The organism is Streptomyces sp. NPDC048142 (genome assembly GCF_043202835.1).
Lineage (GTDB): Bacteria > Actinomycetota > Actinomycetes > Streptomycetales > Streptomycetaceae > Streptomyces.
Map to the genome: position 1 here is coordinate 240,961 of NZ_JBIDBC010000001.1, position 21,088 is coordinate 262,048.

At 66.7% G+C, this 21,088-nt stretch carries 20 protein-coding genes; 15 read left to right on the forward strand and 5 right to left on the reverse strand.

Annotated features, from left to right (window positions below; all coding sequences use genetic code 11):
- The first annotated feature begins 573 nt into the window (after positions 1-573).
- The 7 genes from ACGF2Y_RS01245 to ACGF2Y_RS01275 all read left to right on the forward strand — a co-directional run bounded on the left by ACGF2Y_RS01245 (position 574) and on the right by ACGF2Y_RS01275 (position 7,608).
- Positions 574-2,415: a phage/plasmid primase, P4 family gene (locus tag ACGF2Y_RS01245; RefSeq protein WP_392942040.1), complete on the forward strand. Its 1,842-nt coding sequence runs from the start codon at positions 574-576 to the stop codon at positions 2,413-2,415.
- 7 nt (positions 2,416-2,422) lie between these two features.
- Positions 2,423-2,563 carry a hypothetical protein gene (locus tag ACGF2Y_RS01250; protein WP_392942043.1) on the forward strand — a complete coding sequence of 47 codons (141 nt, stop codon included), beginning with the start codon at positions 2,423-2,425 and terminating at the stop codon, positions 2,561-2,563.
- 162 nt (positions 2,564-2,725) lie between these two features.
- Positions 2,726-5,899: a hypothetical protein gene (locus tag ACGF2Y_RS01255; protein WP_392942046.1), complete on the forward strand. Its 3,174-nt coding sequence runs from the start codon at positions 2,726-2,728 to the stop codon at positions 5,897-5,899.
- 179 nt (positions 5,900-6,078) lie between these two features.
- The gene (locus ACGF2Y_RS01260; protein WP_392942049.1) at positions 6,079-6,420 is read left to right on the forward strand and encodes a hypothetical protein; all 342 of its coding nucleotides are present in this window, start codon (positions 6,079-6,081) and stop codon (positions 6,418-6,420) included.
- A complete protein-coding gene (locus tag ACGF2Y_RS01265) occupies positions 6,420-6,734 on the forward strand; it encodes a VRR-NUC domain-containing protein (protein WP_392942052.1) in 315 nt (104 codons plus the stop codon). Before ACGF2Y_RS01260 ends, ACGF2Y_RS01265 begins: the two co-directional genes overlap by 1 nt.
- Complete coding sequence (locus ACGF2Y_RS01270) at positions 6,731-7,138, forward strand: dATP/dGTP diphosphohydrolase domain-containing protein (RefSeq protein ID WP_392942055.1); 408 nt, start codon at positions 6,731-6,733, stop codon at positions 7,136-7,138. Before ACGF2Y_RS01265 ends, ACGF2Y_RS01270 begins: the two co-directional genes overlap by 4 nt.
- Positions 7,138-7,608, forward strand: coding sequence for a hypothetical protein (locus ACGF2Y_RS01275; RefSeq protein ID WP_392942057.1), 471 nt, complete (start codon positions 7,138-7,140; stop codon positions 7,606-7,608). The genes ACGF2Y_RS01270 and ACGF2Y_RS01275 overlap by 1 nt, the downstream gene beginning before the upstream one ends.
- Positions 7,609-7,861: 253 nt before the next feature.
- Here the strand turns inward: ACGF2Y_RS01275 and ACGF2Y_RS01280 are convergent, their stop codons facing one another.
- Positions 7,862-8,005, reverse strand: a complete 144-nt coding sequence (locus ACGF2Y_RS01280) for a hypothetical protein (RefSeq protein ID WP_392942059.1) — start codon at positions 8,003-8,005, stop codon at positions 7,862-7,864.
- Between the two features lie 39 nt (positions 8,006-8,044).
- Here ACGF2Y_RS01280 and ACGF2Y_RS01285 point away from each other — a divergent pair, with 39 nt between their 5' ends.
- The 4 genes from ACGF2Y_RS01285 (at position 8,045) to ACGF2Y_RS01300 (ending at position 11,882) form a co-directional block, all read left to right on the forward strand.
- Positions 8,045-9,913, forward strand: coding sequence for an SNF2-related protein (locus ACGF2Y_RS01285; RefSeq protein WP_392942062.1), 1,869 nt, complete (start codon positions 8,045-8,047; stop codon positions 9,911-9,913).
- A 232-nt stretch (positions 9,914-10,145) separates the two neighbouring features.
- Positions 10,146-10,421, forward strand: coding sequence for a hypothetical protein (locus tag ACGF2Y_RS01290; RefSeq protein WP_392942065.1), 276 nt, complete (start codon positions 10,146-10,148; stop codon positions 10,419-10,421).
- 58 nt (positions 10,422-10,479) lie between these two features.
- The gene (locus tag ACGF2Y_RS01295) at positions 10,480-11,358 is read left to right on the forward strand and encodes a hypothetical protein (RefSeq protein WP_392942068.1); all 879 of its coding nucleotides are present in this window, start codon (positions 10,480-10,482) and stop codon (positions 11,356-11,358) included.
- Positions 11,355-11,882 (forward strand): hypothetical protein, encoded by a 528-nt coding sequence (locus tag ACGF2Y_RS01300; RefSeq protein WP_392942071.1) that lies wholly within the window; start codon positions 11,355-11,357, stop codon positions 11,880-11,882. Before ACGF2Y_RS01295 ends, ACGF2Y_RS01300 begins: the two co-directional genes overlap by 4 nt.
- 361 nt (positions 11,883-12,243) lie before the next feature.
- On the opposite strand, the gene ACGF2Y_RS01305 is transcribed toward ACGF2Y_RS01300, so the two are convergent.
- The 4 genes from ACGF2Y_RS01305 to ACGF2Y_RS01320 are packed head-to-tail and all read right to left on the reverse strand — an operon-like array spanning position 12,244 to position 15,265.
- Positions 12,244-13,512 carry an integrase gene (locus ACGF2Y_RS01305; RefSeq protein WP_392942073.1) on the reverse strand — a complete coding sequence of 423 codons (1,269 nt, stop codon included), beginning with the start codon at positions 13,510-13,512 and terminating at the stop codon, positions 12,244-12,246.
- Positions 13,513-13,515: 3 nt separating this feature from the next.
- Entirely contained in the window at positions 13,516-14,580 is a 1,065-nt protein-coding gene (locus ACGF2Y_RS01310; protein ID WP_392942075.1) for a DUF6283 family protein, read from the reverse strand.
- The gene (locus ACGF2Y_RS01315) at positions 14,577-14,885 is read right to left on the reverse strand and encodes a DUF6354 family protein (protein WP_392942078.1); all 309 of its coding nucleotides are present in this window, start codon (positions 14,883-14,885) and stop codon (positions 14,577-14,579) included. Before ACGF2Y_RS01315 ends, ACGF2Y_RS01310 begins: the two co-directional genes overlap by 4 nt.
- Before the next feature lie 47 nt (positions 14,886-14,932).
- A complete protein-coding gene (locus tag ACGF2Y_RS01320) occupies positions 14,933-15,265 on the reverse strand; it encodes a hypothetical protein (protein ID WP_392942080.1) in 333 nt (110 codons plus the stop codon).
- A gap of 1,256 nt (positions 15,266-16,521) precedes the next feature.
- Here ACGF2Y_RS01320 and ACGF2Y_RS01325 point away from each other — a divergent pair.
- From ACGF2Y_RS01325 to ACGF2Y_RS01340, 4 genes are all read left to right on the forward strand, one after another.
- Positions 16,522-17,052: a hypothetical protein gene (locus ACGF2Y_RS01325; RefSeq protein ID WP_392942082.1), complete on the forward strand. Its 531-nt coding sequence runs from the start codon at positions 16,522-16,524 to the stop codon at positions 17,050-17,052.
- Positions 17,053-17,496: 444 nt separating this feature from the next.
- Positions 17,497-18,144 carry a hypothetical protein gene (locus ACGF2Y_RS01330; protein WP_392942084.1) on the forward strand — a complete coding sequence of 216 codons (648 nt, stop codon included), beginning with the start codon at positions 17,497-17,499 and terminating at the stop codon, positions 18,142-18,144.
- 59 nt (positions 18,145-18,203) lie between these two features.
- Positions 18,204-18,437 (forward strand): hypothetical protein, encoded by a 234-nt coding sequence (locus ACGF2Y_RS01335; RefSeq protein WP_392942087.1) that lies wholly within the window; start codon positions 18,204-18,206, stop codon positions 18,435-18,437.
- 293 nt (positions 18,438-18,730) lie between these two features.
- Positions 18,731-21,034 (forward strand): Helicase associated domain protein, encoded by a 2,304-nt coding sequence (locus ACGF2Y_RS01340; RefSeq protein WP_392942090.1) that lies wholly within the window; start codon positions 18,731-18,733, stop codon positions 21,032-21,034.
- The last annotated feature ends 54 nt before the right edge of the window (positions 21,035-21,088 follow it).

The window sequence follows — 21,088 nt, forward strand, 5'->3', positions numbered from 1 at the left end:
TAGAAAATGCCACGTGGTACAGGCTGCTCTTGGGTTCGCGAAATTACTACTCTGACCTGGGAAAACAGGTGTACCACGTCAAGTGGTACACGCTACGGATACGTGTAGGGGGTATGTGACTCTCGGGATCCTCCTGGGGGGGGGGGCGTCCAGTCGATGCTCCGGTGGCAGTCGGCTCTCGACCGGTCGGAAGAACTCCTCCGAACCTCGACCGCAGGCCGGGCGGCTCACGCCGCCCGCGGGTGCGTGGTCGAGCACAAGGAGCCAGTGACTCTGTCGGGCGCGTGCCCTCACGGAGTCACTGGCTTCTCGTGTCCCGTCCAGGCTTGCGACGCGTGTGGCATGGCCGCGGCGGTTGCGCGCGCCCTCTCCAGTCCCTGCTAGCAGCCCTTTAGATCATCCGCCACCAACATTCAGGACGCCAGTCAACTCCCTTATCGACTAGTGGTTCAATCGTTGCGAAAGGATGGCAGGATGGCATAAGGTCAAGATCACGTTCCATTCGATTACGAGTCCAATCGGCTTCCCACTCATCGCCGGCAGGAACTCGATCATGATCGAGAAAGCAGCAACATGACGTCTCCTGATGCCCTCACATCCGTACCTACCGCCGGTTCCAGCCCCGGACCGCGCACCAACCCCGTCGCCGACGTCCTGGCCAGCGTCATGGGGTACTTCTCGAACCGCGATGACATGGCTCCGCAGAACGAGATCGTCACCTACATCACCGCCGCCTACCTCGACCAGATCGACCCGACCGATCCCCCGGCGCCTCGCATTCTGGAGAAGGAGCTGCTGGCGATCGTGGGCGGCGTCATCAAGGCCGAGAACGTCAAGGGGGCAACGGCCGCCGAGAAGCTCCCCCTGCCGCGGTATCTGACGTACTGGCAGGTCGCGCAGATCCTCCTGCGCCTGCACCACGTGATTCGGATCGCGCCCAACGCCAAGGACACCGACCGCGAGTACGACCTGCTGGCGATGTACCAGGCCGCGGGCCGCGCACGTGGGACATACACCACCAGCGAGGACAACATCCGCACCACGGCGCGCATGTACAACACCCAGCTGACCCTCAAGGAGTTCGCCGAGGTCCTGGCCGTCCTGCGCGAAGACAGCCCGAGACGGCACCAGAGCACGAACCGCGACTTCATCGCCGCGCGCAACGGCATCGTCTTCTACGGCACCGAGCCGCTGGATGTCACGATCTTCGGCAAGGACTTCCACTTCGAGCCCAAGCAGGTTCACCCCTTCGACCCCGCCATCGTGCTGCTGACCAAGAACGACGTCGACTACGTGGACGACGCTCCGCAGCAGGTCATCACGCACCCCGAGGACGGAGATTGGGAAGTCGTCGCCTGGATCGCAGAGCTCTTTGACCAGGTCGGTGACGAGGGCCTCGCCGACTTGATCTGGGAGATCATCGGCGCAGTCATTCGGCCGCATGTGCGCTGGGGCAAGACCGCCTGGTTCTACTCCGAGCAGGGCAACAACGGTAAGGGCACGCTCTGCGCGCTCATGCGCAACCTCGTCGGCAGCGGCGCGCATACCTCGATTCCGCTCTCGGACTTCGGCAAGGACTTCGCGCTCGAACCGCTGGTGCGCGCCAATGCGATCATCGTCGACGAGAACGATGTCGGCACCTTCATCGACAAGGCGGCCAATCTGAAGGCGATCGTGACCAACGACGTCATCCAGATCAACCGCAAGTACCGGATGCCGATCGCCTACCAGTTCTTCGGCTTCATGGTCCAGTGCCTGAACGAGTTCCCGCGCGTGAAGGACAAGTCCGAGTCGTTCTACCGCCGGCAGCTCTTCGTGCCCTTCACCAAGAGCTTCACCGGAGCCGAGAAGAAGTACATCAAGGACGACTACCTCCAGCGTCGTGAGGTTCTGGAGTACGTCTTCTGGTACGCGGTCAACCGCGCCGGTGCGTCATCTCCGGGGGACTACTACCAGCTCTCCGAGCCCGTGGCGACCAAGGCGGTCCTGGCGGAGTACAAGGAGGTCAACGACCCCGTGCGCGCCTTCTGGGAAGAGTTCCGCGGGCGGCTGGTCTGGGACCTGGCACCGTTCACGTTTCTCTACGACCTGTACAAGGCCTGGTTCGCCGACGTCTCGCCGTCGGGCTCGCCGGTGAGCAACAAGCAGTTCATCACCGACCTCGTGGCGATTGTCCGGCCGGATGCCCTGTGGCACTGCCCGGACAAGAACCGCAAGATCCGGCCCGGCCAGATGATGCACGCCCCCGAGGTACTGATCGCCGAGTACGAGCTGAAGAAGTGGATGCACCCGAGCTACACCGGTAGTGACCCGAAGAAGAAATCCCAGCCGATGCTGCAGGCCAACTATCGCGGACTGCTCCGGCAGACGGGCGCGTCCGCCTCGACCGAGGACACCGCTGACGAACAAGACTGATGCGTCCATGGCTACAACGTCTGGCGCACTCGGCCAACTCGCCCCGGCCGTACTCGAACTCGCCTGCGGCCAGGGCCGCCTAATGGGCACGGCGATGTCCGACGTCGCGCGCGAGCAGCGGATCAGCAACCGCACCATCTGCTCATAGATCACAACGGATCCCGTGGAGAAGGCCCGGCTCATGAGTGAGGCGTCCCGGCGCATGGGTGCCCCGCGCCGGCGCTCTCCTCGCGACTCCCTCTGAGGCCGCGCGCGCATCCTCCCCAGACACCGGCCGTGATGGTCGGACCGACGAAAGGAGATCTCCACCATGACCACACAGCGAACACCCGTCACGGCCTCGAAGGCGCGTTTCACCTTCTATGACATCGAGTCGTTGTCGGACGTCTTCACTCTGTGCGCCTATACCCCGCGGCCCGGCAGAGCCGTCGACGACTTGGAGATCTTCTTCCTCGCCGACGACCAGCAGCTCTCCGACGCTGTGGACCCGCAGGCGCTCTATGAAGCTGTGGTGCGCTCCAATCCGGGCCTGCCCGCGGTGAGCGTCGAGCTGTGGAACCTGCGTGGCGAGCGGGGCAACCTCCGCCTCGCCGAGTTGATGGGTCTCTCGAACGCGGACCAGGTCAACGACCGCAGCGAGGTCTCGTCCTATCCGGCGAGCCTGCGCCCGGTCTGCGACACGGATCCCGAGTACGACCCGCTGAAGCACCCGTTCCTGGCCGGGTACAACTCGCTGAACTACGACATGACCATGCTCGCGTTGTACCTGATGGAGACCTTCCCGGCTCCGCACTCCGGTCGTCTTGTCCAGCCGACCACCGCGCGCGAGATGCGCGAGCACAACGACAAGCTGTTCAACGAGCACATTGAGTACATGCCTGGCTACCTCGGCTGGGACGGCCCGGCCGCCAAGATTCGCCGCGCCATGATGCACTCGGGCCGGCACCTGGACGTCGCCCGTCTCAACGAGCTGCAGACCAAGGTGAGCCTCAAGCGCCTGCTCGGGATGCTCGGCCGCCAGATCAAGGAGTCCGACAAGCTCAGCCACGACACCTCGATCGCCGCGATCGAGGATCTCTACGAGCTGCTGGCCTACAACGTCTCCGACTGCCTGGGCCTGGCTCAGCTCTTCCAGCACCCGGCCTACGCCAGCAACTTCGACCTCAAGGCGGGCCTGCTGGCGCAGTACTCCGAGACCGTCTACGCCAAGAACGGCTCGGTGCGCCGGGACCGCCTGACCATCGACTCGTCCTCGGCGAAGTTCGTCGGCCGCATTCTCGCGCCGTACACCTCGCTGAACGACATCGAGGCGGTGTCGTTCCTCTATCCGGCCAAGGAGGTGGCCGAGGAGCAGGGCATCCCCCAGGTCAACGTGCTCGACGAGTGCGTGCGCTTCTTCGAGGAGAACGTGGCGCCCGACCCTGCCAAGGACCCAGCCGCGACGCCAGCACAAGCGAAGGCGCACCGCCAGTTCATACAGGTCGTCAACTACTACCGCTCGATCGAGGGGCAGAACTTCAACGACTCCGAGGAGTACCGCGACCTGTTCGACCTCCCGGCCAAGTCCTTGCGCGAGCTGCCGAAGACGCCGAACAACGTGCCCTACTTCCACCGTGACGCCTCTCCGTCGTCGTGCTTCGCCACGTTCAGCACGGGGGGCATCCACGGCGCGGAAGCGGACATGGCAGTCTTCGACGCCGACTTCTTCGAGCACCGAGAACAGGCAGCCATGATCGGCCTCGCCAAGCTCTTCTACCCGGACGCGAAGGACTTCGTCGCCGAGGCCAAGCGCCAGCACAACCTGCTCGCGCTGCCCGACGGCACGACCGTCGACAAGCGGCTCGTGCTGCTGGGCTCGGACCCGAAGAAGGTGAAGTACCGCAAGCCGAGGAAGGACGACCTGGACCAGGCCGAGCAGCTCGCGCGTGCGCAGGCCCAAGTGCCGGATCCGGCCCAGCTGCTGGATACTCAGCGTCCGGACACCGAGGCGATGCACGTACGCCTGGCCGACGGAACCGTGCTCGATGGCAAGGTAGTCCTGGCCGTCACCTCGGCGGTCAAGGCCGTCTATCGCGAAGAGCCGGCGAGGAAGGCGCCCGCGCTGTTCACCGCGAAGGCCGACAAGTCCACCAAGCTGCACCCGAAGTTCGCACGGACCTCTGCAGGCCTCGTCATCCACGAGGACTTCACGAGCTACTACCCGAACCTGCTGCGCAACATGAGGGCGTTCTACAATCCCGAGCTGGGCGAGGACCGCTACACGACGATCTTCTTCGAGAAGGAACGCCTGGGCTTCGAGATGAAGAAGCCGGGGATCTCCGCCGAGGAAAAGGCCCGGCTCGCGACCTTGCGCAACGGCACGAAGCTGATCCTCAACTCAGCCTCTGGAGCTGCTGACGCCGCGCACCGGACGCCGATCAGGATGAACAACCGCACCATCTCGATGCGGATCATCGGCCAGCTGTTCAGCTGGCGGATCGGACAGGCCCAGACGCTGGCCGGCGCGCGGATCATCTCGACGAACACCGACGGCCTTTACTCCGTCGTCGGCGGCGAGAACGGCTTCGATGAGACCGCCAACAACCGAGTGCTCGCCGAGCAGCAGGCCGCCATCGGCATCGACATCGAACCGGAGTTGATGTTCCTCATCAGCAAGGACTCGAACAACCGGCTCGAGCTGGAGTCGCCCAGTGAGGACCGGAGCGTCGCCGACAGCGCGATTATCACCGCCTCCGGCGGGACGCTGGCCTGCCACGCGGGTCCTACCCCGACGAAGTCGCTGGCCCACCCAGCCGTGATCGACTTCGCCCTGGCCCGCTACCTGCAGACCGTCGCCGACAGGGGAGAGGAGGCTCTCGCCGAGCCGTTCGATCCCGTGCTGGGCCGGAAGGTGATCGAGGAGGCGATCGACCCGGCCGACCCAGTGCGGACGCTGCTGCTGTTCCAGAACGTCCTCGCCGCTTCGCGTGGGTCAATCACCTACCCGTTCGCCGCCGATCCGGTCAGCGCCGGGCCCGACCGTGACGGCAACGAGGATGGCGATGCGCAGCTGGTGAACCCGCGGGCACTGCAAATGGTCAACCGGGTCTTCATCGTCCACGACGGCACCGATGGTGCCGTGAGCCTGCACAACGCCGGCGCATGGAAGGTGAACCCGGCCAGCCAGAGCAAGCGGCGCGAGTCCGGCAGCGCCGGGGTGCGACGTGACCCGATCGCGCTTGAGATCCTGCGCCACCACGGGTGGGCGAAGAACCGCAGCGAGGCCAGCGCCTCCGACGGCCTCACGCTGCTGCCCGATGACCAGGACGTCGTGATCCGCCGGATCAACGGCATTGATCCGAGCTGGTCGGTGATCGTCGTCAACGACGACCTCCGCGCGCTGCCGACCGCCCGGAACGAGCAGCTCATCGGGGCGCTCGATCTCGACATCTACACCCGGATGCTCGACGAGACGTTCACCAAGAACTGGAGAAACGCCGCCTGATCGGCGCCTTCACCACCACCGGACCACAGGGTGCCGGGCCGTGTCGACACGACGCAGCCCGGCACCCTGTGGCTTTCCATAGTGATTGGCGAATGGACCCTAATAGGCCATTGACTTCGAGTCATAATTGAGATGAAAAACGAGTCTGGCTTGTCACGACAAGAGAGTTGAGAGGCGTCATGCCCCAGTCCACACTTCCGTCCGATGCCGTGCCGACCGACACCTCCGCCCAGGACGACGACGCCCAGGCCCAGCAGGAGAAGAACACGACCCGCGAGGGCATCCTGGTCCGCCGGGGCCAGATCTGGGAGGACCTCGACACCCGGCAGAACCAGCGCCGCGTCGTCGTCGAGTTCGTCAAAAGCGGCAGGGCCCGAGTCCGGGCCCACTACGGCACAAGGCGCTCGACCATCAGCGTCTCCCGGATGCACAAGCACTCCGCGGGCTTCCGCCTCGTCGAGCCCTGTGAGCTGAGGTACGGCGTGCCGACGGTCTCCTCGGACGAGACGGCACCACGCTGATGGCTCGCAAGCGCGAGAGCACCATCGAGGACTACCTCCTCAGCCAGTGCCGAGCACATGGCTTCCTGTGCCTGAAATTCGTCTCACCAGCCCGCGGGGGAGTGCCCGACCGGATCGTCGTCGCCCCCCGCGGCACCGTGTTCGTCGAAGTCAAGCGCCCCGGCGGCCAGCTGCGGAAGCTGCAACAGCTCACGCACGCCAAGCTGCGCCGCCACGGGGCCGAGGTCCACGTCGTCGACGACAAGCCGAGCGTCGACGTCTTCATCGCGCACCTCCTCAAGACCGCATCCGACCAACAGAGAGCAGCACCATGACCTACAAATGCATAGCTGCGGCCCAGCAGCCACGGTATGGGACCAAAGACTCCGGCCATCGAGGCGAGCTCTCCTCCGGGATGCTGCGCGGGCCCGACACCTGCCGGCCCCAGTTCGACCTGCTCGGCTCGGAGACCGTCCCCTTCGGTGAGCCGCTGTTCACCCACTGCGCCGCGCTCATGGAGCGAGGGGTGCAGAAACGCATCTCCTGTAACTGGGAGAAGGCCGATTCCGTTGCTCAACTGGAGCGCATGAAGGCCAGCGCATTCCGCCACTTCATGCAGCGGCTCACTGGCGAGACCGACGAGGATCACGCCGCCGCCGTTGTGTTCAATCTCCTGGCTGCCGAGACCACCTCGTACCGGATCGAGCAGAGAGTCAAGAACGGCGAGCTTGGGTTCTGATGAGGAACCGCAGCACGAAGACCAACGGGTTCAAGGCCCCGTCGTTCCGCCGGCTCACCCGGGCCGACCTCCCCACCTTCGACCAGGAAGCCAAGAGCCTCATCCTCGCGGCCATGGATATCGGCTGCGTTGGACGGATCTCCTCCAAGGGTCACTGCATCCTGCACAACAACACCGGGGGCACAGCCTCGGTTCCGCCCAACCTGACCTCGCAGAACCGCACGGCGCAGAACGCCAGGGCCGACATGCGCCGGCTCATGGCCGAGCACCATGCTGAAGTTCCATCATCGGACTCCACTCAGGGACCCAGACCGGCCCAAGAGATCACGGTGGCCCAGGCGTTCATCCAGCACAGCACCACCTTTGCCGCCTGGTTCGACGCCCAAGACGGCAGCCTTCCCGCGGATGCGTCGCTGAAGGTGACCTTCGACGAGTTCGATCAGCCACTATTCGAGATCATGCGCGGCTGAAGCCGAGATGGAGGCCGAACCCACGCCCCAGGCACGGGATTTCAGATACGAGGTCTGCCGACGGCCCTTCAGCACTGCGGCTGCTCTGGTGTCGCATCGGCGAGTCCACCGCGATCGTGCCGCGTCGGTTCCCGCAACCAGAACCGCCTCCGACACCACGCCCGAGGCTCCGCAGAAAGCGAAACGCGAAAAGCCAGCATCCGCGCACCAGACAGCACCGGTTGGCGCAGCCGAGCAGCCTGTCGACCCGGTGTCAGTGCTGCAACGCGTGCGAAAAGCCCTCGGGCCCGACCCGCGCGTCACGCAGCTCGAAGCGAGGGTCGCCGAGCTGGAGACCGAGGTCGCGCAGCAAATACAGAGAGCCGACGAGGCCCATGCCCGACTCGCCCTCATTCATGAGGCATTCCATGCCTGACTACTCACTCGAAGAGAAGGGATGACCAGCGACATGACTACGGCTACTGCTCCGTCCCCGATCTCGCTGATGCCGCATCAGCAGCAGATCCACGACTTCCTCGTTGACCATCCCTTCGCCGGCGCGTGGCTCGGCGTCGGGGCCGGCAAGACGCTCACGACCCTCAGTGTCCTGCAGACGATCCGCCCGATGGGTCACATCCTCGTCATAGCACCCGTGGCGATCGCCCGCTCCACCTGGATCGACGAGATCGAGAAGTGGGGCTTCCCCATCCGGACGAAGTCGCTCATCGTCGACGAGAACGACAGGAAGCTCTCCAAGGCCAGGCGCCTGAGGCGCTTCCAGGAGGTCGTCACGGATCCGCCGACGATGTACTTCATCAACCAGGAGCTGCTGACTCAGCCGTCCCAGGAGACGAAGCTGATCACGCCAGTGCCGGGTGCAGTGCCTGCCCCGACCATCTCACCGGAGGCGACAGCGATCCTGGGTCTGCTCCAGACCCGGGGGCCACTGGGCCGAGACGAACTGATCGACGAGTACCGTGCTCTGGTCGCCGGCAACGCCAACAACCGGGTTCCCGCCAAGGCCAAGATCCACGCCTGGATTCAGGAGTTGCTCAAGTCGACCCTGGTGACGTGGGAAGCCTATGACTGCCGAACCTGTTCCGGCGCAGGCTGCGCTCAGTGCCGCTTCGGTCTGGTCGATCAGCTGCCGGTCCAGAACATCAACGGCCACAACACCATCATCTGGCCCTTCCAGACGGTCATCATCGACGAGTCCCAGGGTTTCAAGTCGCACGACTCGCAGCGCTTCCTGGCTCTGGCAACGGTGCGGCCGGCCGTGAAACGACTCATCGAGCTGACGGGAACGCCCAGCCCTAACGGTCTCCACGACTTGTGGAGCCAGGTCTACCTGCTCGACCAGGGCCAGACGCTGGGTCAGAACATCACCGCGTACCGCAACCGCTGGTTCACGCCGAAGATGGTGCCCGGCACCACGACGCCGGCGAAGTGGATCCCCACGGCAAACGCCGAGGCTGAGATCCATCAGGCCATCTCGCACCTGGTGATGAGCGCGCAGAACACGAGCCTGCAGCTCCCGGCGCTCAGCATCCAGGACGTCAATGTCACGCTCCCGCCGGACCTGCTCCAGGCCTACAAGGACTTCAAGCGCGACCTGGTCCTGGACATCGTGCAGACCTACACCGACGACGACGGGAAGCTGACGCAGAGCGTCGAATCGATCGTTGCCGCGAACCAGGCGGTGCTGACGAGCAAGCTGATGCAGTTCGCCTCGGGCACGCTCTACACCGCGGATCCTGACGACCCGACCACGAAGGGCCGGTACGAGGTCATCCACGACAAGAAGATCGAGATGACCGAGTACCTGGTGCGGAACAACGGCGGCGAGCCCGTGCTCATCGCCTATCACTTCAAGTCCGACAAGGAGCAGCTGCTCACGCGGCTCCGGAAGGCCGGCGTCGACGCACAGGCCTTCGACGGCTCGCGCGACATGATCCGCCGGTGGAATGCCAAGCAGATCCCGGTGATGTTGCTGCACCCTGCCGCCGCGGGGCATGGCCTGAACCTGCAGCACGGTGGCTCGACGATGATCTGGTACACGCTGCCGTTCTCACTCGAGCACTACCTGCAGACCAACGGCCGGCTCTTCCGCACGGGCCAGACGAAGCCTGTGACCATCCACCGGCTCATCGCCAAGGGCACGCAGGACGAGCGAATGCCCTCGGTGCTCGCTGGCAAGCAGCAGGTCCAGGACGACCTCATCGAGGCAGTCTCCGGGGACTGCAACGCCGAGCAGGCGCTTCTCGCCGCCCTGGAGGAAGAGATTCGCGAGGACCTCAACGACCTCTGGGCTGCCGAGAGGGTCTAACCCACACCCACCCGACGACGGACGGCCCGGCCCACAGCCGGGCCGTCGCTGCGGCGATCGCTCACCAAGCACGCGTGATCAAGAAGAAGACTTCCTCATGAAGACGATCACTGCCCTGACGCCTCGATCCGCGACGGACTACGGGCGGCACTCGCCAGCAGCGGCTGGACCAGCCCCCAGCCCCGCCCCCTGCTCGGCCACGGGGCGGGCCCAACGCCAGGGGCTGAACACCATGACCGACCTGAACCACCTCGGTGCCAACGAGGCCCACACGCTCCAGATCACCTCCCAGGCGCTCGCCGAAATCGACAACTTGCGCGACACCAGCTCCCTCCGCGAGGTGCTGCTGGACCTCAGCTACACCCTCGCCAACCTCGCCGGACCCATCGGTGCCCTCACCGATGCCTGGGTTGAACAGGGCGGTCAAGCGCCTGACGGTGACCTGCCGGACGCGGACGTCCTCGTCGTCGTGGCCGCAGACCTGCGGCAGATGGCCGACAACACCTGACTTTCGCCCTCGTGGGCCACCCCGTCGCCCGGGCGGCCCCACACCCCGGAGATCCGCCATGGACCGCATCTACATGAACCGCATCGACGGCCAGCGCCGCATCCACGTCGAGATCCACGACAACGAGATATCCGACCTCATCGACGACCTCAAGACCGACCCTGAATCCTTCGCCGCCACCCACGCCTTCATGGGCATCCTGCGCACCGCCGAGGAGACGCTCAGCGCCGCCGTCGCCGAGGGGCGCCACGACCGAGCCGCCCGTCAGGCCACCGGTCAGACCTCCGGTGGGCCGGACCCGACCACCGCCGACGACCCGGTCCCGCTCCGCTGGGGTCACGGCGACGTCCTCCACGGCGACGACGACACCACCATCGTCTGCCTCTCCGGACCCAACCGTCAGCCGTACTGGCTGGAGCTGGAACCCGAGCGGGTCCAGGCACTCCGCGACGACCTCACGCCGCCCGCCGCTGAACCCCACGTCCACCCCGCTGCCGAGGTGGATCAACTGCGGAAGCGCGTCGAGGAGGCCGAGCAGGATGCCGAAGAGGCGGTCACCGCAGCAGCGCACCTCACCAGGCTCATCGGCAAGCGCTCCGAGAAAGCCGAGCGGAGCGCCAAGAAGCAGCGCAGCCGGGCCAAGATCGCCGAGACCGAACTCCGCGTTCTCCACAGTGGTCTCCGCGCGAGCGGCGCCGACCCCACCCAGATTCAGAACCTGTGGGCGCAGATCCGCCTCCGCAACCGCCAGTGGCGCGAGGAGAAGCAGCGTGCCGAGCGGGCCGGGGCCGCCCTCAACGCCGTGCGCACCGAACTCGCCGCCCTCAACAGCGAGACCACCGGCCTGAACCCCTACGCCATGGCCGGCCGCCGCGACGCCGTCGCCCGCGTCCACGCAGCCCTCGATGCCCACACCAACCCCGGAGACACCGCGTGACCCGCCGCGCCCCCGTTATCATCGACCGCCTGACCGGCGACCTCGCCATCGTCACCACCTCCATCGGCCCCGAGTGCTACCGAACAGCCGACATCGCGGTCACCCTCCACACGAGCCTCGCCCAGCTCCCCGGCTCCCAGCTCACCGCTACTCGCGACCCGCACGGTCGGCTCTACGACTGGACTCCGACACCCACACCACCCCCCGGAGCACACCCGATGACTACTCCCGCCGCCGAACTCCGGGCTGCCTCCCAGACGCTCCGCCAGCACACAGACGCCGCCGAGGCCGACATCGACACCAACCCCGCCTGGCGATCCGCCCTCACCGACCGGCCCAACTGGTACGCCAACGGCGTCCGCAACGGCCTCGGCGGACCCTCCGGAGAACTCGCCGCCCTCATGAGTCCCAAGACCTGCCGCGCCATCGCCGAACTCCTCGACGACCAGGCCGACGGCGACGACGAAGGCGTCATCAACCCCTATGCCCTCGCGCTGGCCCGCGCCCTGAACGGAGACCGATGACCACGGCCGAACCCTTCCTGGACCGGCCAAACTCGACACCATCACCGGCGACATCTGACGAGGGTGTCCGACCACACCGACTGCATGGTCGGACTCGCCGCCACGCTGGAGACCTACACCGATGAACAGCGCGCTCGCGCTGAGAAGGCCGAGGCCGAGCTCGCGGAGAACGTCGCCGTGTCCTCCAGGCCCTCCGCGTCAACGCGACACCGTCGAGGATGAGCGGGACGACGCCAAGACCACACTCGCCGAGGTGCGCGAGCTCGCCGAACGCTGGTGGTACACCGGAGACCGCGAGCACGGACCGCTGCGGGAACTCCGCGACCTCCCCGACCGGCACCAGACTCAGGAGAGTTCCCGGTCAGGCCGCCAGGCCTAGGGTGGCGGTGGGGTTCTGGGCCCAGCTGAGCTGCTTGTTGCGGTAGGCGTCGAAGGCGGCGCTGCGGGGCGAGTGGCGGGAGTGGACGGCCACGACCTCGGGAGGGTTGCCGGCGTCGAGCAGGGCCTGGATGCAGCCGCGGCGCATCGAGTGGCCGGTGATACGGCGTACGGTGGCGCGGGCGGCCCGCTTGGCCGTGCGCCACGCCTTGATGACCGCGTTGGCTTCCTCGGCGGTCTCCGCCGCCGCGGCCGCCTCGAAGGCCTCCGCCTTGGCCCGGGCCTCGTCGGCGAGCTCGGCGGGAGTGGGCATAGGGGTGAGCTCGGCGGCCTTGGCGGCGGCCTTGATGATGTTGTTGACCGTGTCGGCGGTGATGCCGCCGCGACGGAGCGGGTCCTTGGTGTGGCGGCCGGCGGCCTTCGCGCCGATGTTCCCGTGCTTGTCGATGCGGCGCAGGAACGGGCCGGGGGTGAGCTGTCCGTCGTCGGCCAGGACGTCGAGCCACTCCAGCGCGGCGTGGACCGGGCAGATCTCCTGGTCGCCCTGGGCGAGGACACGCACCTCCTGGCCGCGCGCCCCCTGGTCGGCCTTGGACCGGCGGATCTTGATGATCAGGGCCCTGCGGGACACCTTCGCGCCGTCCTTGCCCTTCACCTTGACCGTGGTGATTTTGACGTCGTGCAGGTTGAACCGGGCGGGCTCGCTGGCGCGGCCGGCCATCCACCAGTCGACGATCAGCGTGGCGGCGTCGCGCTTGCCGCGCACCGTCGTGCGGTCCAGGGTGCGGACCATCAGGCGCAGCTCGTCGAGGTCGACGCCGTCGGCCTGCAAGGGGCCGGGCTCGACCAGCGGATCGTCGGCCTCCTCCCCCGCACGGTGGCGGATGATGGCGAGGCACGCCTTGACCTCGGCATCCGCGACCGGGGTGCCCTGGACGGCGCGCAAGGCGCGCAGGGTGCCGAAGTGAGCTTCCAGGGTCTTCGAGGGGTGACCGCGGTCGCCCAGGTCGGAGAGGTAGGAGACAAGCGCGTTGCCCTCGGAGTTCCCCCAGCCGTAGGCGTCACACCACTGGCTGTAGGAGAGCCAGCGGGTCGTACGGGCGTCGCGGGAGTTGCGCGGCACCGACTCGATGAGTTTGCGGGCGGCCGAGGCCGTGATCCGGGCGCCGGAAGGGCTGAGGATGTCCGGCTCGCCACGGTGACGTACGGTCGGTGCGCGCCCGGTGGCGGGTGCGAGGTCGGTCGAGGTCATGGGCTACGGCTCCTGGTGCGGCGTCGTGCGGATGGTCGTCGTGTGAGGCGGGCGCTGCCAGCTGTGGGCGCTCAGCCGGTGCTCCTGGGCGACGGGCGTGAAGCCGAAGCGCCGGTACAGGGCCTCCAGCCGGGGACGGTCGGCGCCGTACTCGTCGGTCGGCGTGCACACCACGGTCAGGCCGCGGGCATCGGCCTCGGCGCACAGCCGGGCCAGGACGCGAGTCGCGTGCCCCTGCCCCCGGTGGCCGACGGAAACCCGAAGGAGCTGCAGCTCCAGCACCTTCTCGTCGGCGGCGAGCACCAGGCCGAGGAGGGCGTCCAGAGGCATCGACCGCTTCAGCTGCGTAGTCAGCGCGCCGGTCCATCCGGCGGCCCGCGCGTCGTCTTCGGCGTAGTAGTCGTCGATGAAGCGTTGCAACGGAACGAGGTCGGCGGGGTCCTGGGCCGGGGCCGGGCGGGCGTGAAGCGCCGGAAGGTCGGGGTCGACACCGTTGGCGGCGGCCATCTCGGCGTAGGAGTCGTACAGCTCGACGCCGGCGGACAGCTCGGGGCGAGCCAGGGCGCCGGCGTCCATCATCGCCAGGACCTCGGCGTTGCCGTCGGCGCCGGCCAGCAGCCAGCCCGCGCACAGCAGCGGCCGCGCCGCCGTACTGGAGTGGCAGCCGAACCGGCCGGAGAGACCGGTGAGCCGGTTGCCGGGCGCGGAGTGCACGTACACCTCGGGCGGGAACTGCCCGATGGGTGCGTCGCGGCGCCAGGGGCAGACCTTCTCACCGCTGCACGGGCGCGGCTGCGCCGCCGGATCCGGGTGGACGAGGGTCTCGACGCCCCATTCCTCGTCGCCGGGGCGTTGGCGTACGACTCGCGAGGGGCACGGCCCGGGGGCCTCAGGGAGCAACGCCGCGAGGTCGGCCGGGAGGTCCACACCGAAGGCGCTCGCCTTGGCGAGCTGCTGCAATATCTCCTCCAGCGGAATGCCGGCGACCATGCCAAGCTCGGTGAGCCGGGCACGGACCTGCCGGTCGCGCTCGGAGTCGGTGCTGTACGGCGGCGGTGGCGCGCTCACGGCGCCGCCACGGCAGGGGAGGGCAGGGCGTGAAAGGCGGCGCGCGCGTAGTCGGCCGGGGTCGCGTGGGGGCCGTACACCGCGGTGATCGCGGCCAGCAGCACGGCGTACCGCGGGTCCGCGGTGACCTCGTCCGCCTCCTCGACGAGCTCGAATTTCGACGGCGAAGCCAGGGCGGCGATCTGAATGAACGGCTTGCGGCCCGTGGTGCCGCCGAGGGCCAGAACCCGCAGGCGCCGGTCCCGGTCGATCATGTCGCGGGCGAGATCCCGCAGGACCTGGCCCGCGCGGACGGTTCGCCTCATGGCGGGCCTCCCCGTGGGCGCCGCGCCGTGTGCGGGCTGACGGGCGCTCATGCGGCGTCCTGGTCGGCGGCGTTGAGGGAGGCAGCCTCGGCGGTGCATACCGCGACGACCGGACCGGTGAGTCGGCCTGCCCGCCAGGACTCGGTGAGGCCGGCGTCGAGGAGGTCAGCGCGGGTGGCCAGCAGCCGCATCTCGCCCGCGAGACAGCCGGCCGCTGCGGCGTCCGGGGTGACGACGGTCAGGTTCCCGGCGCGGTCGGCGACGAGCACGGAGCGGTCCCGGTCCGCCTCGGAGACCAGCGGGGTGAGCGCCCGCAGATGCCCCGCCGTCACGTGGACGGGCGCCCAGGGCACCTCGGGGTGCCGGATCTCCTGCGTCATCTTCTCCCCCAGCACTCTCGGACCGTCCTGACGAACTCGTTGTGTGCGCCGGAAGCCCGCTGGCGCGGGTAGTTGAGAACCGCTTCCGGTCTGATTCCGGCTAAGGGGAGGGTATCCGGAATCAGGGTTCGGCGGAGGCCGAACGCACCTGTCGGGTGGTGTCCCGTCTCACGAGATTTTGCCTCTGTCTCACCCGACCTTGTTCGGTTCGTACGTCAGGGACAAGGTCAGATGAGACAGCCCAGGTCAGCGAGTTGCCGCCCGGCGGGCGCCGGCTCTGGAAACGCGGCTGGCCGACAACGTCAAGTGAGACGACAGGGCCCCGGTGTCTCAATCAACGTTGCATCTCAGCAGGTCAGGCCGTCACCCGGCGGCAAGATCGAATGAGACGGGACAGGTGGCTCTGAAGATTTCATGTCCCGTCCCGGCGCATCTTGTCGCTGTCCCACTGCACTTTGCCGCGTTCGCCGTTCCGTCCCACGGTGTCTTACCGCTCGCCAGGACGGCAGCGCCCCTCTCCGTGATAGCGCCGCAGGTCAGGGGCGGTGTGGGCATTCGCGACTCAGCGACAACATCAAGCGGGACTCGGCCGAGGAAGTCGACCTGAGCGACAACGTGTTGTGGGTATCGGCCCGCTCCAGCGTCCGCCGCACTTTGCCTCTGCGCAGGTCAGGGGCTCGCTCAGCGGCAATTCGCAACGGGACGGGACAACGACGACCGGTAGATGGCCCCGGTCCCGCCTCACGAGCTCTTGCCTCCATCTCACCTGGCCTTGTCCGGTCCGTACGGGCGCTGACCTCGGGGGCCTGGGTCGGCATAGCCGACCCGGGTGCGGGACCGATACCGGAACAGGCCGGGTGTTCGTGTACCCGGCTTGTTCCCCGTTGATACGTCGGCGTCTCGTCATGGGCATCCCCGGGTTCCGGTGGGGTCCATGAGGAGACGCCTTGCTGCCACCGGCCGGACGCGAAGACGACGCTGATCGCCGAAGCCCCGAGCAAGACACTGATGAGACCCATCCATGCACCAGCTGGGACACGCCTCGGCCGCCAACCAGACACCAAGGAGGCTCGCTGATGCAGGCCTACAGGGGCACCACCCGCCAGACCTACCCCTCGTGGGAAGACCGGCTGGCGGCCAAGACGAGCGGCTTCGCCGTCGCGAGGGCTATGCCGACTGCATCGCGCGTCTGTGCCACCACCTCGTCGGCTGGCCCAGGCACACCCTCCTGACCGGCCTGTGAAAGGACCGCAATCATGCCCTTCGAGATCTATCGCCCCGACCTGGGCCAGCCGCGGCGCAAGCAGCGACCAGCGAAGCTCACCGTGCTCCACAGCGAGAACGGACGCTCGCAGATCACCCTGTCCGCGGGCACACGGGACTGGCTCCGTCCCACGCCCGGCCACGCCGGTGCTCGCTGGCCGGGAAACATGCCAACGATGAAGCTCATCGTCCTTGTCGACCGGGACGCCCGCAAGCTCATGCTGCAGCGTTGCGCCGACAACGAGACCGGCGAGCACGTCTACGAAGTCCGTGGGCTCAACTCCAACGGAACCGCATACATCACCGGTTGGAAGTTCGACGAAGCACTCGACATCGAAGCCGGCCACTACCTCTGCGAGCTGGTCCCTGACATGGACGACGACAGCGGCAGCACCGCACGCGCCGTCACCATCTCGATGGACGCCGGTGTGCCGCCGAAGAAGAGGGGGACCTCCGCCCAGCCCACTCATGTGCAGCAGCATGCTGCCGATTCTCGCGCTGAGCCGACGACGGAGACCGACTAGTAGCGCGCATCGACCAGATCCGCGCTGTGCTCGACGAGGGAGCCATCGTCGTCGTGCCCTAGCTGCGCACCGCGCCTCCACATGCCGCTGCCCCTCCCACGCGAGTCAGAAAGGCGATCGCGTCGCATCTCCCAATTGGCGGTCGAGTCGTCGCGGGGCTCCGGGCGGCCAAGCCTTTCCAGCCATCGGACGGCTACCACATGACAGCCATACCCGGAGCCCCTGGGTCCCGCTGATCTTACGAGTGACCAGTTCGAACCCACGATCAAGAAAGTAGGGCATCCGCATGCCCCCCGTCACCCCCAGGCGCTCGGCCCGCAAGAAGCGCGCCGGCGACGGCCCGGCGGCCACCTGAGAGTCCTCGGAACGGCGCTTTAGAACGTCGACGTCCGGCTGTACACGCCCGAACAGATCCCCTGACACCGACAAAGGAGCGCAACGCTCATGCGCCCTCACCCTCCGAAGAAGTACGCCGACGTCCGTCGCACCAAGTTCACGTCCGAAGGGCTGGCCTGGGACGCAGAGCGACAGCGCGCCGCCGTCGACGACGGCTGGGAGATCGCCGCTTCCATGGGCTCCGAGCCGTCGATGTACTACCCCGAGCACGATGGCAAACAGATCCCCGACGAGGGGGCTTGGATCATCGTGGTCGAGGAGCCGTGCACCGAGCTCATGTCGCGCTTCCGGATCCCGCCCCTCAGCATGTGGCGAGCCCGCCCCCACGAGCTGAACTCGGGGGCGATCAGGATAGACGGCGCGAGCATCGCGCCGAAGCAGGCTGTCATCGCCACGCCTGGAGGCGACCTGCACCTCTGGCCCCACGAGTACGTCGTGGCCGAGCGGCCCATGGAGCTCGCGTCGGATCCCGACGCGACCCTCAACTCGCTCGGAGGGCAGCCGGCGCTCGACGAAGAGGAGCTGTTCTACCTCATGAGCCGGGGCATCCAGCGCCACGAAGCCTTGATGCTTCTGCTCGACAAGGTGACATCCCTCAATTTCGTCTACGTGACGTTTCCTAAGGAGGTCACTGACGTCCTCGCCGGTGCAGGGCAGAGCCTGCGCCGGCACATGGCACTGAACCCCCGCGCCTAACTCCACCATCACGCATGACATCCAACCCACATCACGCCCTTTTGAGGAGGGACCGACTCATGGCTCGCATGCAGAAGATCACGCAGTACCAGGTCAACGAGTGGAAGATCTCACTGGAGCAGCTCCTCGAAGAGGGCGACTTCAGACAGGACGGCCGGCCCCTGAGCCCCGCGGGTATCGCGGAGCGTAAGGAATTGATCGCGATGCTTCGCGGACTGAACACCCTTCGTGTCGGCCAGGTAGTCGATCTGGACACGGTTCAGCCCGTTTATGAACACCCCAAGGAGGGTTGACTGCAACACCGGGAGTCGATGAGGCCGCCCGAGTCCCGCATTGACCAGATATGTATGTGGGCCTTCGGCGACGCCTGGACCGTCAGCAATGATGGTGTCTGGATTACGAACCAGAGCACTGGCGACGGCATAGAGCTCTACGTCCAAGGACGCTCCTCGCCCCCACCTCCTTGGTTCATGACCGGTTCGAGTATCGCGGCGCTTCGAAATTCGCGGGAGTACGCCCCTTGTACCGGGCCTCACGCATCACCGGCCCCCTCAACTTCCCCATCGCAATCACCGACGGAGCCGATGTGAATGACCGCAGTGCACCAGCGCATGGCCGCAAGAGCGATTCTCGAATGATCCCGCGCCCGCATCAGGAAGAAGCGCTGCGGGCCATTCGTGAGACCTCCGAAGGCCGGGCACTGGTCGTTATGGCCTGTGGGACAGGCAAGTCCCTTGTAGCGCGTGAAACGGCCAACGCGCGCATAGCGAACACGGTCCTGGTGACCGTGCCGACCCTCGCTCTTGCCGAACAGATATACCGGGGCTGGGCCTCGCATTTCCCCGACGGCCTGAATGCCCTGATCGTCTGCTCGGATTCCGCTGTGGGTGGTGCCGCTGCCCCGGTCACGGTTGAGCCAGGGCGGATCGCCGCTTTCCTTGCCCCGCGCCAGTCCACGCGGATGCGCCTTCTGATCTCCACTTACCATTCAGTGGGGAGAATAGCTGAGGCGTATGCGCTGCACGCGTTGCCGCCGATTGATCTCGTCGTACTGGATGAGGCTCACCACACTGCCGGCCGGGCAGGAAAGGCCTATTCCGCTGTTCTCGACAATGCGCGGATCCCCGCGGTTTTCCGCCTTTCGCTGACTGCGACCACCCGTATCCACGAGGGCTCCGACGGTACGACGGACATCATATCGATGGACGACGAAGAGCTGTACGGGAAGCGCGTTTACGAGCTTTCCTTCGGGAGCGCCATCCAGCGGAAACTGCTTGCCGACTACGAAGTTGCCATCGTCCTGGTTTCGGATCAGGACGTCCACGCGACCCTGCTCGCCCAGGACGGCGGCTCACACGCAAGCTCCAGGTCCAGCGACGCGGCGACGGTGGCCGCCCAGATCGCGCTGTCGCGGGCCATGCACGAGCACGACCTAAGGCAGATCATCGCCTTCCACAGTCGCGTAGCCCGCTCGAAGGCCTTCTCGGCGACCCTCGGGAAGATCGGCGCGACATCGGCCAACGTGCGGATCACTTCCCTGCACATGGACGGCAGGACCCCGGCAGCCACCCGCAACTCCCAGCTGGCGATGCTCGCCAGCCCCGCGAGCGGCCGCCGAGTCGTCTTGAACAACGTCCGTACCCTGACCGAGGGCGTGGACGTCAGCCGCGTCGATGGGATCTGCCTGGTAGACCCGAAGTCGTCGCAGACCGACATCGTGCAGGCCGTCGGACGTGCTCTGCGCCTCCACCCCGATCACGATCGCCCAGCGCTGATCCTCCTCCCCGTCTACGTCGCCCCCGGCGAGAGCCCGCAGGCCGTCCTGGAAGCCAGCGCCTTCCGGCATGTGTGGCGGGTCCTGGCGACCCTCCGTGACCAGGACGAGCGCATGGACGCCGCGTTGACCACCGCGCGGCGGCGCCTCAGCAGTGACGTGGCCGAGAACACGGGCGTCGCCCGGGCCGTGTTGCCGGAGAAGGTGAAGATCTATGGGAGCACGAACATCGATGCCAGTTTCGTGGCGGCCCTGGGCGTACATGTTCTGGAGAACACGACCGAGGACTGGTACCACTTCTACGGGCTGCTGGAGCGATACGCCGCAACGCACGGCCACACGGCTGTTCCCACCTCCACCGAGTCCGGAAGCCTGGAGAACTGGGCGGCTCGTCAGCGGAGCCTGTACGCCGCTGGCAAACTCCTACCCAAGCGCGCAGCGCTCTTGGAGGCACAACCCGGATGGACATGGCGGCTTGCCGAGTTCAAGCGCGAACTCGGCCGCACCGAACTGGAGCGATTCGTCGCTGAGTACGGCCATGCCCGCGTGCCACGAGGCCATGCAGTGCCGAAGACCGGCTACCGGCTGGACAACTTCGTCACGCTGGCGCGCAACCGATACAGGGCAGGCCAGATGGACGCCGCGGAGATTGCCTACTACGAGGCGCTTCCGAATTGGATGTGGCACGCGCACGACGCCAAGTTTGAAGCGTTCCTTCAGCATCTTGACGAGTTCATCGCCCAACACGGGCATGCCCGCATCCCGCAGACGTACAAGGTGGAGAAGAACGGCACCTCCTTCGCACTGGGTCACACCGTCGGCAGAAAGCGCTCGGAGTACCGCAAAGGCATCCTGCCCCAGGCTCACACCAAGGCTCTGGAAGACCGCCCCGAGTGGATCTGGGATGGCATTGCCGCTCAGTGGGAAGTGAGCTTCGAGATTCTCGCTGCCTGGGCGGCCGAGCACGGCGATATCAAGGTGCCCTTCGACCAGTCGATCAACGGCATTGTCATCTACCGGTGGATGCTCCAGCAGAAGAAGCTGATCCGGGAGGGGAAGCAGCCCGAGGACCGCCGCCACCGTCTGGAGGCTCTACCAGGCTGGTCCACGAGCTGACCAGAGAGGCACCGGACGGTGCCGGCTGGATGTACCGAACATCCGCCCCGATGA

Excerpts from the sequence above, each read along its gene's own strand:
- ACGF2Y_RS01280 (WP_392942059.1), bottom strand. The coding sequence starts at position 8,005 with ATGAATGAGGGCGAGTCGGGCATGGGCCTCGTCGGCTCTCTGTATTTG.
- ACGF2Y_RS01295 (WP_392942068.1), top strand. The coding sequence starts at position 10,480 with ATGGACCGCATCTACATGAACCGCATCGACGGCCAGCGCCGCATCCAC.
- ACGF2Y_RS01260 (WP_392942049.1), top strand. The coding sequence starts at position 6,079 with ATGCCCCAGTCCACACTTCCGTCCGATGCCGTGCCGACCGACACCTCC.
- ACGF2Y_RS01265 (WP_392942052.1), top strand. The coding sequence starts at position 6,420 with ATGGCTCGCAAGCGCGAGAGCACCATCGAGGACTACCTCCTCAGCCAG.
- ACGF2Y_RS01315 (WP_392942078.1), bottom strand. The coding sequence starts at position 14,885 with ATGAGGCGAACCGTCCGCGCGGGCCAGGTCCTGCGGGATCTCGCCCGC.
- ACGF2Y_RS01250 (WP_392942043.1), top strand. The coding sequence starts at position 2,423 with ATGGCTACAACGTCTGGCGCACTCGGCCAACTCGCCCCGGCCGTACTC.
- ACGF2Y_RS01255 (WP_392942046.1), top strand. The coding sequence starts at position 2,726 with ATGACCACACAGCGAACACCCGTCACGGCCTCGAAGGCGCGTTTCACC.
- ACGF2Y_RS01245 (WP_392942040.1), top strand. The coding sequence starts at position 574 with ATGACGTCTCCTGATGCCCTCACATCCGTACCTACCGCCGGTTCCAGC.
- ACGF2Y_RS01270 (WP_392942055.1), top strand. The coding sequence starts at position 6,731 with ATGACCTACAAATGCATAGCTGCGGCCCAGCAGCCACGGTATGGGACC.
- ACGF2Y_RS01275 (WP_392942057.1), top strand. The coding sequence starts at position 7,138 with ATGAGGAACCGCAGCACGAAGACCAACGGGTTCAAGGCCCCGTCGTTC.
- ACGF2Y_RS01290 (WP_392942065.1), top strand. The coding sequence starts at position 10,146 with ATGACCGACCTGAACCACCTCGGTGCCAACGAGGCCCACACGCTCCAG.
- ACGF2Y_RS01335 (WP_392942087.1), top strand. The coding sequence starts at position 18,204 with ATGGCTCGCATGCAGAAGATCACGCAGTACCAGGTCAACGAGTGGAAG.
- ACGF2Y_RS01330 (WP_392942084.1), top strand. The coding sequence starts at position 17,497 with ATGCGCCCTCACCCTCCGAAGAAGTACGCCGACGTCCGTCGCACCAAG.
- ACGF2Y_RS01305 (WP_392942073.1), bottom strand. The coding sequence starts at position 13,512 with ATGACCTCGACCGACCTCGCACCCGCCACCGGGCGCGCACCGACCGTA.
- ACGF2Y_RS01325 (WP_392942082.1), top strand. The coding sequence starts at position 16,522 with ATGCCCTTCGAGATCTATCGCCCCGACCTGGGCCAGCCGCGGCGCAAG.
- ACGF2Y_RS01320 (WP_392942080.1), bottom strand. The coding sequence starts at position 15,265 with ATGACGCAGGAGATCCGGCACCCCGAGGTGCCCTGGGCGCCCGTCCAC.
- ACGF2Y_RS01285 (WP_392942062.1), top strand. The coding sequence starts at position 8,045 with ATGACCAGCGACATGACTACGGCTACTGCTCCGTCCCCGATCTCGCTG.